This window comes from Methylobacter sp. Wu1 (genome assembly GCF_036553575.1).
Lineage (GTDB): Bacteria > Pseudomonadota > Gammaproteobacteria > Methylococcales > Methylomonadaceae > Methylobacter.
In genome coordinates, this window is sequence record NZ_JAZHOC010000049.1 from 53,780 (window position 1) to 67,649 (window position 13,870).

The 13,870-nt window shown below is 52.1% G+C and carries 12 protein-coding genes; 6 read left to right on the forward strand and 6 right to left on the reverse strand.

Annotation, left to right across the window (positions count from 1 at the left end):
• Positions 1-159: 159 nt before the first annotated feature.
• The 4 genes from V2P20_RS08620 (at position 160) to ubiD (ending at position 4,647) form a co-directional block, all read left to right on the forward strand.
• Positions 160-339 carry a hypothetical protein gene (locus V2P20_RS08620; RefSeq protein WP_228778958.1) on the forward strand — a complete coding sequence of 60 codons (180 nt, stop codon included), beginning with the start codon at positions 160-162 and terminating at the stop codon, positions 337-339.
• Positions 340-810 carry an RDD family protein gene (locus V2P20_RS08625; protein WP_194969231.1) on the forward strand — a complete coding sequence of 157 codons (471 nt, stop codon included), beginning with the start codon at positions 340-342 and terminating at the stop codon, positions 808-810. It begins immediately after the preceding gene.
• Between the two features lie 340 nt (positions 811-1,150).
• Positions 1,151-3,190, forward strand: a complete 2,040-nt coding sequence (gene prlC, locus V2P20_RS08630) for an oligopeptidase A (protein WP_331817802.1) — start codon at positions 1,151-1,153, stop codon at positions 3,188-3,190.
• Positions 3,187-4,647: a 4-hydroxy-3-polyprenylbenzoate decarboxylase gene (gene ubiD / locus V2P20_RS08635; RefSeq protein ID WP_331817803.1), complete on the forward strand. Its 1,461-nt coding sequence runs from the start codon at positions 3,187-3,189 to the stop codon at positions 4,645-4,647. The genes prlC and ubiD overlap by 4 nt, the downstream gene beginning before the upstream one ends.
• A gap of 145 nt (positions 4,648-4,792) precedes the next feature.
• Here the strand turns inward: ubiD and V2P20_RS08640 are convergent, their stop codons facing one another.
• From V2P20_RS08640 to V2P20_RS08665, 6 genes are all read right to left on the reverse strand, one after another.
• A complete protein-coding gene (locus V2P20_RS08640; RefSeq protein ID WP_194969234.1) occupies positions 4,793-6,025 on the reverse strand; it encodes a heme biosynthesis HemY N-terminal domain-containing protein in 1,233 nt (410 codons plus the stop codon).
• 14 nt (positions 6,026-6,039) lie between these two features.
• A complete protein-coding gene (locus tag V2P20_RS08645) occupies positions 6,040-7,281 on the reverse strand; it encodes a uroporphyrinogen-III C-methyltransferase (RefSeq protein ID WP_331817804.1) in 1,242 nt (413 codons plus the stop codon).
• 1 nt (position 7,282) lies between these two features.
• Positions 7,283-7,984, reverse strand: a complete 702-nt coding sequence (locus V2P20_RS08650; RefSeq protein ID WP_331817805.1) for a uroporphyrinogen-III synthase — start codon at positions 7,982-7,984, stop codon at positions 7,283-7,285.
• A 68-nt stretch (positions 7,985-8,052) separates the two neighbouring features.
• Positions 8,053-8,979, reverse strand: a complete 927-nt coding sequence (hemC, locus tag V2P20_RS08655; protein ID WP_331817806.1) for a hydroxymethylbilane synthase — start codon at positions 8,977-8,979, stop codon at positions 8,053-8,055.
• A gap of 46 nt (positions 8,980-9,025) precedes the next feature.
• Positions 9,026-9,787, reverse strand: coding sequence for a LytTR family DNA-binding domain-containing protein (locus V2P20_RS08660; RefSeq protein WP_331817807.1), 762 nt, complete (start codon positions 9,785-9,787; stop codon positions 9,026-9,028).
• Positions 9,784-10,836, reverse strand: a complete 1,053-nt coding sequence (locus V2P20_RS08665) for a histidine kinase (protein WP_194969239.1) — start codon at positions 10,834-10,836, stop codon at positions 9,784-9,786. The genes V2P20_RS08660 and V2P20_RS08665 overlap by 4 nt, the downstream gene beginning before the upstream one ends.
• A 58-nt stretch (positions 10,837-10,894) precedes the next feature.
• On the opposite strand from V2P20_RS08665, the gene argH reads away from it, so the two are divergent.
• Both argH and gap read left to right on the forward strand, forming a co-directional pair.
• On the forward strand, positions 10,895-12,289 hold the full coding sequence (argH, locus tag V2P20_RS08670; protein ID WP_331817808.1) for an argininosuccinate lyase: 1,395 nt from the start codon (positions 10,895-10,897) through the stop codon (positions 12,287-12,289).
• 565 nt (positions 12,290-12,854) lie between these two features.
• Positions 12,855-13,868: a type I glyceraldehyde-3-phosphate dehydrogenase gene (gene gap / locus V2P20_RS08675; protein ID WP_331817809.1), complete on the forward strand. Its 1,014-nt coding sequence runs from the start codon at positions 12,855-12,857 to the stop codon at positions 13,866-13,868.
• The last annotated feature ends 2 nt before the right edge of the window (positions 13,869-13,870 follow it).

Genomic DNA, 13,870 nt, shown 5'->3' on the forward strand with positions numbered 1-13,870 from the left:
TTCTTTTACATTCCCCTTTTTATTATAGTAAAATCGCAATCCTGATTTTTAATAGCAGTCTCAATCGGTTCGACATTTTGTTTTTAACGGTTTATAAAGATCAGGCAACCCTTTTTTTAACTACCTGCACAAATCATTAACGTGCTTGACGGAATTGTTATGTTCAAAAAGATTATAAATGGCTTCATTGACCAACCTTTGCTAACCAGCCTTTTTGTAACAGATTTCTTAATTCTTCTGTTCCATAAACCGCCTTTCCTGTTCTCATTGGCGATGCTGGGAGCGTTAGTCACTATGTGCATGTATTTCGGCCAAAAACTGGCTTTATTTAAAGACTAATTGTCTCGTTCGATCCGGAAAAAGCAGCTAAAACCAGATAATGGCTCATCGCCAGTACCTGGTTTTTTGCGCCGTCTGGCGGCCATTATTTATGATCTTTTTCTGCTGCTCGCCCTTTTGTTTTTCGCGACAGCTCTGCTACTGCCGTTGAATGCCGGAGAGGCCTTCACTTCCCAACAATTTTTTTATCCCGTTTATCTGCTCGTTATCAGCTTCTTTTTTTATGCCTGGTTCTGGACCCATGGAGGACAAACCTTGGGACTGCGGACATGGAAACTGAAAGTACTAACCTTCAACGGCGAACCCATTAATTGGAAACAAGCCTTTTTGCGCTTTTTAGGCGCTATAATCTCCTGGGCCTTTTTTGGATTGGGCTTTTTATGGATTCTTATCGATAAAAACCGTCGCGGCTGGCATGACTATTTATCGAAAACCGCCTTGTTTTTTGACTCTCAAGATATGCGGCGCTAACTGAGGCCAATCAGATCAGGAATTGACGTGATGGCATTATATTGGTTTATCCGACATTTTTCTTCCGCCCCTAAAAACGCTTATCCAATAGATAAATCGAGCGGCAATCCGTCACCAGTGCAGATAAATTATCCGCATCCCGGACGCCTCCTGGCCCCACTGAAGACCGAAACCAACCTTTGCTACTATGGGCCGACCTCATCAGCAGTCTTGATTCAGAGAGCAAGAAAGCCATGCTCGCCTATGCCGTATTGAGATGTAACGAATTAGTCCTGACTTTTCTCTGCACGAACCGCATAAAACGCATCAATGCAACCGCGAACCTACTTTGCTTAAAACTATGAATAATCCATTACTGCAAAACTCAGTATTACCGTTATTTTCACAAATCAAACCCGAACAGGTTGAGCCTGCCATCGATCAACTGTTGGCTGAAGCCCGAGCCGTTGTCGAACAGCATCTTCAGGCCACTGCCGAATACACTTGGGAAAATTTGGTTGAACCGATTGAAGATGCGGAAGACCGCCTGGGCAAGGCCTGGTCTCCGGTCAGCCATATGAACTCGGTCGTCAACAGCGACGCCCTGCGCGAGGCATATAACGCCTGCCTGCCCAAGCTCAGCGAATATTCGACCGAAATGGGCCAGAATGAAAGATTGTTTAATGCCTATCAGTTTATTGCCGCCAGCGATGCATATGCCGCGTTGGATACGGCGCAGCAAAAAATCATCCAGAACGCGTTAAGAGACTTCAGGTTGTCCGGTATCGATCTCGATGCCGAAAAAAAGCAGCGTTATAAGGAAATCAGTCAGGAATTATCGCAGCTTGCCAGCAAGTACGAAGAAAACCTGATGGACGCAACTAATGCCTGGACCAAGCTGATCAGAGATGCAGATGATCTGGCCGGACTGCCGGAGTCCGCACTGGCGGTGGCCCGGCAGACCGCTGAAAGCCATAATGAAGAAGGCTGGATGATCACGCTGCAGTTTCCTTCCTACAGCGCGGTCATGACTTATGCCGACAACCGGGAATTGCGCCGTGAACACTATGAAGCCTTTGCTACGCGCGCCTCGGACCAGGGACCGCATGCCGGCCTTTACGACAACGGCGAAATCATGAAAAAAACCCTGGCCTTGCGTCATGAGAAAGCGCTATTGCTGGGTTTTAACAATTATGCCGAATTGTCGCTGGCCAGGAAAATGGCCGAAAAACCCGACGACGTGATCGGCTTCCTGGAAGACCTGGCCGACCGATCCTGGCGCCAGGCGCGCAAGGATTTAGTGGAATTGCGCCAGTTCGCCAAGCAGCACTACGGCATCGGTGACCTGCAGCCTTGGGATATCGGCTATTACTCGGAAAAAATGCGCCAGCACTATTACCAACTGTCCCAGGAAGAAGTCAAAGCCTACTTCCCCATCACACGCGTCTTGCCGGGCCTGTTTGCCGTCGTTGAAAAACTTTTCGGCCTGAATATCAGCGAAATTACCGGCTTCGACAGTTGGCATCCTGATGTGCGCTTCTTCGAGATCCACGACCAGCACGGCCAACTGCGCGGCCAGTTTTATACCGATCTGTATGCGCGTCCGAAAAAACGCGGCGGGGCCTGGATGGATGATTGCGTAAGCCGCAAGAAATCCGGCGATCGCATTCAAACGCCGGTCGCGTATTTAACCTGCAACTTTACGCCGCCTGCCGGCAATGATCCGGCGTTATTGACCCATGACGAAGTCACGACGCTATTTCATGAATTCGGCCATGGCCTGCACCACATGCTCACGCAGGTCGATCATTTGGGCGTATCGGGCATCAACGGCGTCGAGTGGGACGCTGTTGAACTGCCCAGCCAGTTCATGGAAAACTGGTGCTGGGAAAAAGAAGCGTTGGCGCTGATCTCCGGCCATTATCAAACCAGGGAACCGCTGCCCGAAGAACTGTTCAATAAAATGCTGGCAGCCAGAAATTTCCAGTCCGGCATGATGATGGTCAGACAGCTCGAATTCAGCCTGTTCGATTTCAGAATCCACCGGGATTACGATCCTAAAAAAGGCGACCGCATTTACCAGACGCTGGAGCAGATCAGAGATATGGTCGCCGTCATCAAGCCGCCCAAATTCAACCGGTTTGCGCACAGCTTCTCGCATATTTTCGCAGGCGGTTATGCCGCCGGCTATTACAGCTATAAATGGGCCGAGGTGCTGTCCAGCGACGCCTTCTCTCTGTTTGAAGAAAAAGGCATTTTTGATCAGGAAACCGGTCGCTCATTCCTGGCCAACATTCTTGAAAAAGGCGGCAGTGAAAATGCCATGGACTTGTTCGTCCGCTTCCGCGGCCGCAAACCGACCATCGATGCGTTACTGCGGCACAACGGCATAGCGGCATGAAATACAGGGACCTGCGCGACTTTATCAAGCAACTGGAAAAACAGGGCGAGCTGAAGCGGATCAAGATCCCTGTCGATCCCTATCTGGAAATGACCGAAATCTGCGACCGCACCTTGAAGCAAGGCGGTCCAGCGCTACTGTTCGAATATCCGGCAGGCTCCAACATCCCGGTCCTGGCTAACCTGTTCGGCACGCCGCGCCGCGTCGCCATGGGCATGGGCGCCGAATCGGTCACGGAACTGCGCGGCATCGGCGAATTGCTGGCCTATCTGAAAGAACCGGAACCGCCCAAAGGCATGAAAGACGCCATGGAAAAAATTCCGGTTTTCAAGCAGGTGCTGAATATGGCGCCCAAGCTGATCAAGGAACCGCCCTGCCAGGAACTGGTGCGCGAAGGCGACGAAATCGATCTGGGCGATTATCCGATTCAAACCTGCTGGCCTGACGATGCGGGGCCTTTGATCACCTGGCCTTTGGTCATCACCAAAGGCCCGAATAAAGAACGGCAGAACCTGGGCATTTACCGACAACAGGTCATCGGCAAAAACAAGGTCATCATGCGCTGGCTGGCGCATCGCGGCGGCGCCCTGGATTTCAGGGAATGGCAGCAGGCCCATCCTGGCAAGCCTTTCCCCGTTGCCGTAGCCTTGGGCGCAGACCCGGCTACAATTCTGGCCGCCGTCACGCCGATTCCCGATACATTATCCGAATATGCTTTTGCAGGCCTGCTGCGAGGCAGCAAGACGGAAGTGGCGAAATGCCTGAGTAACGACCTGCAGGTTCCGGCCAGCGCCGAAATCGTCCTGGAAGGCTTTATCTATCCCGGAGAAACGGCGCCTGAAGGCCCGTTCGGCGATCATACCGGTTATTACAATGAGGTCGATGAATTCCCGGTATTCACAATAGAACGCATCACCCAGCGCCAGGCGCCTATCTATCACAGCACCTATACGGGCCGCCCGCCTGATGAGCCCGCCATCCTGGGCGTGGCCCTGAATGAAGTCTTCGTGCCGATCCTGCAAAAGCAGTTTCCGGAGATTGTTGACTTTTACCTGCCGCCGGAAGGTTGCTCCTACCGCATGGCCGTGATCAGCATGAAAAAACAATATGCCGGCCATGCCAAACGCGTCATGCTCGGCACCTGGTCATTCCTGCGCCAGTTCATGTACACGAAGTTCGTCATCGTCGTCGATGACGATGTGGACGTGCGCAATTGGCAGGATGTAATCTGGGCCATGACCACGCGCATGGACCCGGCCCGAGACCTGACGATACTGGAAAATACGCCTATCGATTATCTTGACTTCGCCTCGCCGGTTTCAGGGCTAGGCTCCAAGGTCGGATTTGATGCGACCAACAAGTGGCCAGGGGAAACCAACAGGGAATGGGGCCGGCCTATCGCCATGTCCGAGGAAATCATTAAAAAAGTGGATAAGATCTGGGACTCTTTGTTTTAAAGCCGTAGACATTGGCTCAACGGATAAAGAGCTTGGAAGTGTAAAAAAATGCGCCCGCAATTAGCGGTGAAGAATGCCTTTTCCCGAGAAAGAATTGGCAATCCGGCGCTCCTGAATTATGGGCGCCCGGATTGCCATGTTTTTATTAGGATATGGTATCGATCCGGCTGACGATTTCGCTGGAGGCCAGCTCCAGTCCGGATTTATAGCACTCACTGGCTTTATCCTTATCGCCGCGTGCAGACAGCAAATCACCCAGCAACTGATAAGCCAGCACAGTCGGCTCGACACTAATGCTGTGGTTGAAATATCTTTCGGCTTTTCCGGCATCGCCGCATTTCAGGCTTAATTTACCTATGATTGACAGCAGCACTGCATCGCCGGCATGCGAAGTGAGCCATTGCTCAGCCGTTTCAAGCTGCCTGGCGGGATCGGCCGACTGTATACTGCCAAACAGGACCAAAAGAGTCTGATCCCAGTTTGCCGATAAAGTCTTAGCCAGCTCATCTTCAACCTTGGCGCCGACACCGGCCCCGATCATCGCGGCAAAATAAATGGCCGAGACGCCATGCACGCTTTTTATATAACCCGGAATTTCCGACCAGAGCGATTCAATTTCATTGATATTGCCATTTTCGGCCGCCTGCTTTAACAGTTTGCTGAATGCTTCTGTTTCCAGCAATTTTATCTCGGCTTCCATCAGAATTTTATTATTGTGCAATGACGGAATCAGCTTTCGTATCCCTTCCCAGTCGCCGATATGCTGATAAGTCTGGTGCAGTAATTTCAGCACGCTGGCATGAGTCGGATCTATGGAGTGCAATCGAGTCAGCGTTTCCAGGGCTTGGTCAAACTGGTTTCCTGACAGGTTCAGCTCCGCTTGAGTCAAGCCGATCGCGATATCGGAACCGGGTGCCTGATCCGCAGCTTTTCTAAGGTATTCGTCTCTTTTATCAATCGCGCCGCGCGATTGAGCGGCCTTCGCAGCTGTCAAGTAGTGCAGCAATGGCGCGCCGCTATGCGATGCGTGTTTAATCAGCACTTTTTCGGCTCTTTCCCAATTGCCTTCGGCTGAATCCACCAATCCTGCAATCAAAGCTTCCTGAGAACGGTTGAATTTAACGCTTTTTCCGCGCGCTTTGATTTGCTCGGGCAATCTGAGCAGCCATCCCAGGAATCTGAAAAACAGATAGAAGATAAAAAATCCCATGATCAGGCTGACTGCAAAAACAACCAATGAAGTCTCAACGGACCACTGGCCAATGCCAATCAGTACATAACCGGGACTTTCAAAGCTGCTCAGCCATTGATTGACTAAAAAAGCGGCCGCAATCGCAAGTAAAAAAGCCCCTAAAAAGAAAAATATGGTTTTCTTCATCGCAGACTCTCTTGTTATTGCGCAGCAGGTGCAGATTCAGGTGTCGGAGCCGGTGCTACTGCCGGTTCCGACTCTTGCTTGGGCTGAGGCTCTTGCTTGGACTTGGGCTCCGCTGCAGGCTCTGGCGAAGGCATGGCTTTATCTGTTTCCAGCCTGAGTTTGACAATGTCCCTGAGCATCTTCAAAGACAGACTGATGTCTGGATACTGGCTATGGATCTGGATACTCTTCATTCTATCCAGCTCGGCAATAAAGCTTTTCGTCTGTGCATCCTGCATGAAATGTTGTTCGGCCCATTTTTTTGCATCCGCCAGACCTGCCTGATAAAGCGTTTCATTACGCTGAACCAGTGCAACTTTGGCCGATTCCAGCTTTAGTCTCAACTGCTCTTTAATAAATTGAGCTTCCTCCTGGGTTAATGTCGCCTTGATCGGCTGCTCGGTATGCCGGATCGTGACATATTCTTCCAATCCGCTCAGCGCTGAATCAATCAGATCCAGTCCTTCCTGGGATTCACCCGCCGGCTTTTCAGGGGCTTTTGGCGGTGTCGGCGTCTTTCCGGCATACGGCAGAAATAAAGTCAGATTGTCAATCTGGCTGGCCTGCGTCTGAATTGCGGAATACATACCGACAATATCAGGCTCCTCGACTCTGTTGAGAGCAGCGATATCCTTGACGATCTGTTCACGCACTTTAAATACTGCCGCATCGCCGCTCTCCCGTAAGCGCTGGTCAGCCGCCTCCAATGCCTGGCGCGCTGTGTTTACATCGCCTATCAGATGCAAACGTTCGTTGGCTGTACTGAGCAGATATTCGGCATCGGCAATCAGCCAGTCGCCGCGCGTCTTGCTGAGCTGCCGCTGCACCTGCTGTATGGCTGTGTTTAACTCTTTGCGGGTACTGTCGAGTTTCTCATTATGTAAACGGGAAAAGTCCTCGAGCGTTTTGGTAAAATGCGTGTCTTTGCCGGCAATACTGGCTTCCAGAGTGGCCAATTGCGACTGCACAGAGGCCAGTTGCGACTGATAACCGCTGATCTGCTTCGATAATTCGAGCAACTGCATGTCACCCTTGTTGACTTCACTGTCTAAGCTGGCCTGTTCTTCGCGCAATTGGGTAAAAAGGAAGAATCCAGCGCCTGCCAATGCGATAATAATGAGCAAAGTAATGATGCCAAACCAGAACCCGCTACGAGACCGGTGAACTTTATTACTCTCGCCCACATTCTGTTCCTGTTTTTCACTCAATTCGGCCACACTATTCCCCATTACATACTATTGTTACTGTATCAAGAATTGCTGTATCAGCAGGACTTTCCGTCACGGCAATTCGCTTAAAACCCATCCCGGCAGCTAATTGCCCGATCCTATCGCTCACCACCACCAGGGGTATAGGCAATAACAGCCGATGATTTTCTTCGCCCAGCATGATCAATAAATTTTGTAGCGCTTCACCGCTGGTTACAGTAATGACATCCAACCGGTGCTGGGTAAGTAATTGGACTACTTGCGAGTTGTCAATGCTGGGAATTGTCCTTTTGTACACTTCCAGATACTGAACATCCGCCCCTCGACTGCGCAGCGTATTGGCCAGTTCCTCTCGTCCGCCTTCCCCTCGCACGATCAAGCAGGACTGCCCTTTTATCTGTTGTATTTGCGGCATGGCCAACAATGCTTCACTGGTATAACCCTGTTCAGGCACTGCATCGACAGTCAGTCCGGCGGCTTCCAATGCCTGAGCGGTTGCTCGCCCCACTGCGGCAAATCGCACAGCCTTTAATCGATCTATTTTGCCATTATTCGCTTTCAGTGCAAAATTTACTGCATTTGGGCTAATAAAAACAACCCATTGGAATTTGTCGAGGTTTTTCAGCGCATCCTGAACCTCGTCAATATTGTCGCGCGCAACAATATCGAGCACGGGAAACCGAACGGCCTCGCCGCCGCGCGCCTGAATCAAGCGGCTTAGATTTTCTGCCTGATGCGCCGGCCGCGTGACTAGAACCCGCGCACCGTTCAAACCGCTGCTCAATGAAACAACGCTTGCAGAATTTTATCTGCGCCACAGGCCAATAAATCTTCCGCGATCGAGCGTCCAATTGCCTCGGCCTGGTCAGGAGTGCCTGACTGCGCAGTGCGAAAAATCACCGTGCCGTCAGGGCTGCCGACCAATCCGCGCATGACCAGCTGATTGCCCTGCAATTGCGCAAAGCCGGCAATCGGTACCTGGCACCCGCCATTCAAGCGCGCGTTCATCGCTCTTTCGGCGCTGACGCAAATACTGGTGGCCTGGTCATGCAAGGCGCTCAGCATCGCATTGACTTCAACATCATCCACCCGGCATTCTATGCCGATAGCGCCTTGACCTATGGCCGGCAGGCTGATGCCGGGATCGAGGCTTTCTGTAATACGCCCGGCCATGCCCAATCGCTTCAGCCCTGCTGAAGCTAAAATAATGGCGTCAAATTCATCGGCATCGAGCCTGGCCAATCGCGTATTGACGTTGCCTCTCAGCGACAGGATTTCCGCTTCGGGGAATCTTTCTTTTATCTGGCATTGCCGGCGCAAGCTGGACGTGCCGATCCGGGCATCGGGCGGCAATTCTTCTAATGATGCATAGCGGTTCGATACGAAGGCATCGGTTGGATCTTCGCGCGTTAAAATGGCGGCCAGATGCAACCCTTCCGGAAACTCCACAGGCACATCTTTCATCGAATGCACGGCGATATCGGCCGTCCCTTCCAGCATGCCCTGTTCCAGTTCCTTGACGAACAACCCTTTGCCGCCCACCTTGGCCAAAGGCGCATCCAGGATTTTATCGCCGCGCGTAGTCATTTTAACCAGTTCGGTTTTCAAGCCAGGAAAAGCCCGCTCCAGGCGTTCGGCGACATGTTCTGCCTGCCATAGCGCCAGAGGACTTCTGCGCGTGGCTATACGAATAATTTTTTCAGCCAAAATAAACCCTTCTATTTTGAATATAAAAAACGCATTGTAACTCCATTTAACGCAATGGTGCCTTATTGTGCTTAAATTCTTTAAGACAAGTGCGCACTTTCGCAGCCAGCCTGCGGCTGACTGCCAATCTCTCGTCAGCGCCCTGACATTTGACCAGCAATTGCCCGTCCGGTTTTTTCTCCAGCTCTTCAATATGCAGCAAGGAAACCAGCGCATTACGGTGTATGCGGATAAACAATCCGCTGAACTCGTCTTCCAGCGCTTTCAACGACTCGTCGAGCAAATAGGCTTTCTGTAGCGTTTTGATGATGACGTATTTTTGATCGGCCTGAAAAAACACAATGTCTTTAACCGGAATCAGGTGCAAATCTGCCTGCACCTGCACGCAGAGATGAGAGCGTGCAGGTCTCTCGGGCAGCCATTGCATCAGGCCGTCCCATTTTGCACGATTGAACACCTGCGCTTTTTGGAGCGCATTCAGCAAGCGCTCCTTGCGTATCGGCTTCAACAAATAATCGACCGCATTCGCGTCAAAAGCCTGCAAGGCATGCTCATCATAAGCGGTCGTGAAAATAATGGCCGGCGGCGATTGCGTCCTTGCCAGCTCCCGCGCCACGTCCAGCCCGTCCATGTCCGGCATTCTGATATCCAGCAGCAAAATATCCGCCCCTGTCTGCTGCCATTTTTGCAGGGCTACACGGCCGTTTTCGGCCTCCGCAACGATCTGAATATCCTCATTCAGTTCATTGAGCAGACTTTTCAACCGCAACCTGGCCAGTTTTTCATCATCGGCGATTAAAACTTTCATGATGTGGCCTGATAAGGAATCATTATATCCACGTGATAATTACCTTCTTTTATATACCGGTCGAGACGGCCGTTGCCCTCGAAACAGCCTGCTATCCTGGCTGCCAGATTGGCCATCGCAACCTGGTTGCCTTTGCGCTGGCGATGGCTTCCCTCAGGCGGCAGCGTGTTGCTCACCGACAGCACAATTCCGCCGATGCTTCTGGTGCCCTTGATAACGATTTCACCGCCATTCGGATCGGGCTCCACACCATGATAAATCGCGTTCTCAACCAGCGGCTGCAGGCTCAGCGGCGGCAACAGGGCGTCTTGGGGCACATCGTCAATATCCCAGCTGACTTTCAGGCGCTCGTCCAGCCGATGAAACTCGATCGCCAGATACAGATTCACCAGCTTGATTTCCTCGTCCAGCCGCACCAAACGGGCATGGTCGACCAGCATGCTGGCGCGAATCAGCTCTGCAAGATCCTCCACCAGTTCCTCGGCCAATTTGGGATCGATCCGGGTCAAACTGGCAATGGTGTTCAAACTGTTGAACAGGAAATGCGGCCTCATCCTTGACTGCAGCGCATCCAGACTGGCGGTAGCCTGTGCTTCGACCTGTTGCCGCCATTGATGCAGGACAAACAGATAGCGCAGGATCGCCAATGACATCAGACTGCTAATGCCTAGCGTGCGCCAGTAAAACCCGGCCTTTTGCACCGGCTCTACCAAAGGCAATAAAAGGCCCGCATTCGGCAACGCCTCCACGACCAGCCAGCAAACCAGGACGCTGATCAGCTGAATAATGCCAAATGCCGCCAATCCCGCGATGAAATCGTTGCCGCGCGCCAGCTTTTTCCTTAATAGGCACAAACAGGCCGCGCTCATCAAGGCAATCCACAGCGCGAGCAACGATCGGATGCCGAATTCGGATAAAAACCCCAATGCCGATGTATCGGCTGCCAATGTCAGTAAAAACGCCAGCAACTCGGCCAGGAAAAACACGGCCAGCAGCATCCTGACTGAGCAAAAATCCGGCAAAAAAATCTTCTCTGCTTTTAAATTCATAACCCACAGTTTAGTTGTATAATTCGGGATTTTCCGTTAATCGCATTAAAAAATCGCCATGACCACAGTTAATTCCAACAAACTTTCCAGTGCCCGCTTTGCCGAAGCGACCGATGCCTTCGTCGAGGTATTCACCGCTTCGGTGGATTTTGACAAGCGCATGGCGGAGCAGGACATTCAAGGCTCCATCGCGCATGCCACCATGCTCTGCAAGATCGGCATCCTGACTGAGCAGGAACGCGACGACATCATCGGCGGCCTGACCCAAATCGGACAGGAAATCAGGGACGGCAATTTTGCCTGGTCGATCAAGCAGGAAGATGTGCACATGAACATCGAAGCGCGGCTGACCGACATGATCGGCATCGCCGGCAAGAAACTGCATACGGGCCGCTCGCGCAACGACCAGGTGGCGACCGATATTCGCCTGTATCTGCGCAGCGAGATCGGCAGCATCAGCGGCCAGCTCAAACGCCTGCAGACGGCCATTCTCGACCTGGCCGAAAAAGAAGCCGACACGATCATGCCCGGCTTCACGCACCTGCAGGTCGCCCAGCCGGTCACGTTCGGCCATCACCTGATGGCCTGGTTTGAAATGCTGAGCCGTGACTACGAAAGGCTGCAGGACTGCAAAAAACGCCTCAACATCATGCCCCTGGGCGCCGCCGCATTGGCCGGCACCAGTTACCCGATCGACCGGCAGATGACGTCCGACCTGCTCGGCTTCAGCCGTCCGTCGGCCAATTCGCTCGATTCGGTCAGCGACCGCGATTTCGCCATCGAATTCACGGCCGCCGGCAGCCTGATCATGATGCATTTGTCGCGTTTTTCCGAAGAACTGATCCTGTGGTCCAGCGCGCAGTTCAACTTCATCGATATTCCCGATGCCTTCTGCACCGGTTCGTCGATCATGCCGCAAAAGAAAAACCCGGATGTGCCCGAACTGGTGCGCGGCAAATCCGGACGGGTGACCGGTCATCTGATGTCACTGCTGATGCTGATGAAGAGCCAGCCGCTGGCTTACAACAAGGACAACCAGGAAGACAAGGAACCGCTGTTCGATACGGTCGATACCTTGATCAACTGCCTGCGCGCCTTTGCCGACATGGTGCCGCACATCATCGCCAAACGGCAGAACATGTACGATTCGGCCAAACGCGGCTTTGCCACGGCCACCGATCTGGCCGATTACCTGGTCCGCAAAGGCATGGCTTTCCGCGATGCGCATGAAGTGGTAGGACAAGCCGTACGGCTGGGCCTTGACAGCAACCGCGATCTGTCTGAGCTTTCACTGGCGGAACTGCAACAGTTTTCAACGGCGATTACAGACGATGTGTTTAAGGTGCTGACACTGGAAGGCTCGGTCGCGGCCCGCAAGCATATCGGCGGCACAGCGCCTGAAACCGTCAAACAGGCTATTCAAACCGCGCGGCAAAACCTGCCGGCAGCTTAATAACGTCCGTCTCGAAGGTGTAAAGCCTTATCGGGCTTTACACCTTATGCTGTGCCTCAATATAGAACCTGGACCTGTCTCCCACCTCTCCGCGGCTTTCACCGGATGTCCGGAGGCAATCCTTATTGAAAGGCGCTTCATATTAATGTCCGCCTTCAGCGACTGCTGAATCAACGCCCTTTCCTCGGACCAAACCTTGGAACTTATCATCATCGGTATTGATTCGGCCGACTTCCGAATTTCATATCGACAGTCTGGAACAATTAAAACTGTTCATTATCTGAGTTAAAAGTGGGGGGACTTAAGGTCGCCCAGGCGGATGAATTCGCCTCTACATAAGTGCTGATTTCATCGGCAAATCAGAAAGCTATTTTTAACCGGATCCTAAATGGCTGATTTTAATGCATAGTGATTGCGGACAGGTATGCAGATGTCTTACACCGCAGCAACCTAAGACCGGCATCAATGGACTAACCGCCTAGGCTTTTGGTATAGTCGCTGAAACTACGGGGCTTCGGCATATCCGTTTCAATTAGCCTTTCAAACATCTATATGGAGAAATTCTATGCCAATTAAAGTCGCAATCAATGGTTATGGTCGTATCGGCCGGAATGTCGTGCGCGCCTTATACGAATCAGGCCGTACCGACGAAATCCAAATTGTTGCAATCAATGATTTGGGCGACAGCGAAACCAATGCGCACCTGACTCAATACGACTCGGTGCATGGAAAATTTCCATTTGAAGTCGCCGTCGATGGCGACTATATCGTCATTAACGGCGACAAAATCAGAGTATTCTCGGAACGGGATCCGTCAAAATTGCCGTGGGGCGATCTGGGCATTGATGTCGTGCACGAATGCACCGGTTTGTTTACCAGCAAAGCCAAAGCCTCAGCCCATATCAATGCCGGCGCCAAAAAAGTCATCATTTCAGCGCCCGGCGGTAATGACGTTGATGCCACAGTCGTGTATGGCGTCAACCATAACGTGCTGAAAGCATCGGATACCGTCATCTCCAACGCCTCATGCACCACCAACTGCCTGGCACCGCTGGTCAAGCCTTTGCATGATGCCTTAGGCATTCAAAGCGGCTTGATGACCACGATTCATTCCTATACCAATGACCAGGTTCTGACCGACGTTTACCATAGCGATCTGCGCCGCGCCCGCTCTGCCACGCAATCGATGATTCCGACCAAGACCGGCGCCGCCGCGGCCGTAGGATTGGTGCTGCCTGAACTGGCCGGCAAGCTGGACGGCTTCGCCATGCGCGTGCCGACCATTAACGTATCCGTCGTGGACCTGACCTTCCTGGCTTCCAGAAACACCAGCAAGGAAGAAATCGATGACATTCTGAGAGCCGCCGCGGCCGGCCCTTTAAAAGGCATTCTGGAAATCAACACCAAACCGCTGGTGTCGATCGATTTCAACCACAACCCGGCTTCCTCGATTTATGAAGCACCCTCAACCAAGGTCATGAACGGCAATTTCGTCAAAGTTCTGTCCTGGTACGACAACGAATGGGGCTTCTCAAACCGCATGCTGGATACTTCCATTGCTTTATTCAATGCAAAATAAAC

Bases quoted from the DNA above. Each gene is read 5' to 3' on its own strand.
- ubiD (WP_331817803.1), top strand. From the start codon at position 3,187: ATGAAATACAGGGACCTGCGCGACTTTATCAAGCAACTGGAAAAACAG.
- argH (WP_331817808.1), top strand. From the start codon at position 10,895: ATGACCACAGTTAATTCCAACAAACTTTCCAGTGCCCGCTTTGCCGAA.
- V2P20_RS08640 (WP_194969234.1), bottom strand. From the start codon at position 6,025: ATGAAGAAAACCATATTTTTCTTTTTAGGGGCTTTTTTACTTGCGATT.
- V2P20_RS08620 (WP_228778958.1), top strand. From the start codon at position 160: ATGTTCAAAAAGATTATAAATGGCTTCATTGACCAACCTTTGCTAACC.
- V2P20_RS08660 (WP_331817807.1), bottom strand. From the start codon at position 9,787: ATGAAAGTTTTAATCGCCGATGATGAAAAACTGGCCAGGTTGCGGTTG.
- V2P20_RS08665 (WP_194969239.1), bottom strand. From the start codon at position 10,836: ATGAATTTAAAAGCAGAGAAGATTTTTTTGCCGGATTTTTGCTCAGTC.
- gap (WP_331817809.1), top strand. From the start codon at position 12,855: ATGCCAATTAAAGTCGCAATCAATGGTTATGGTCGTATCGGCCGGAAT.
- prlC (WP_331817802.1), top strand. From the start codon at position 1,151: ATGAATAATCCATTACTGCAAAACTCAGTATTACCGTTATTTTCACAA.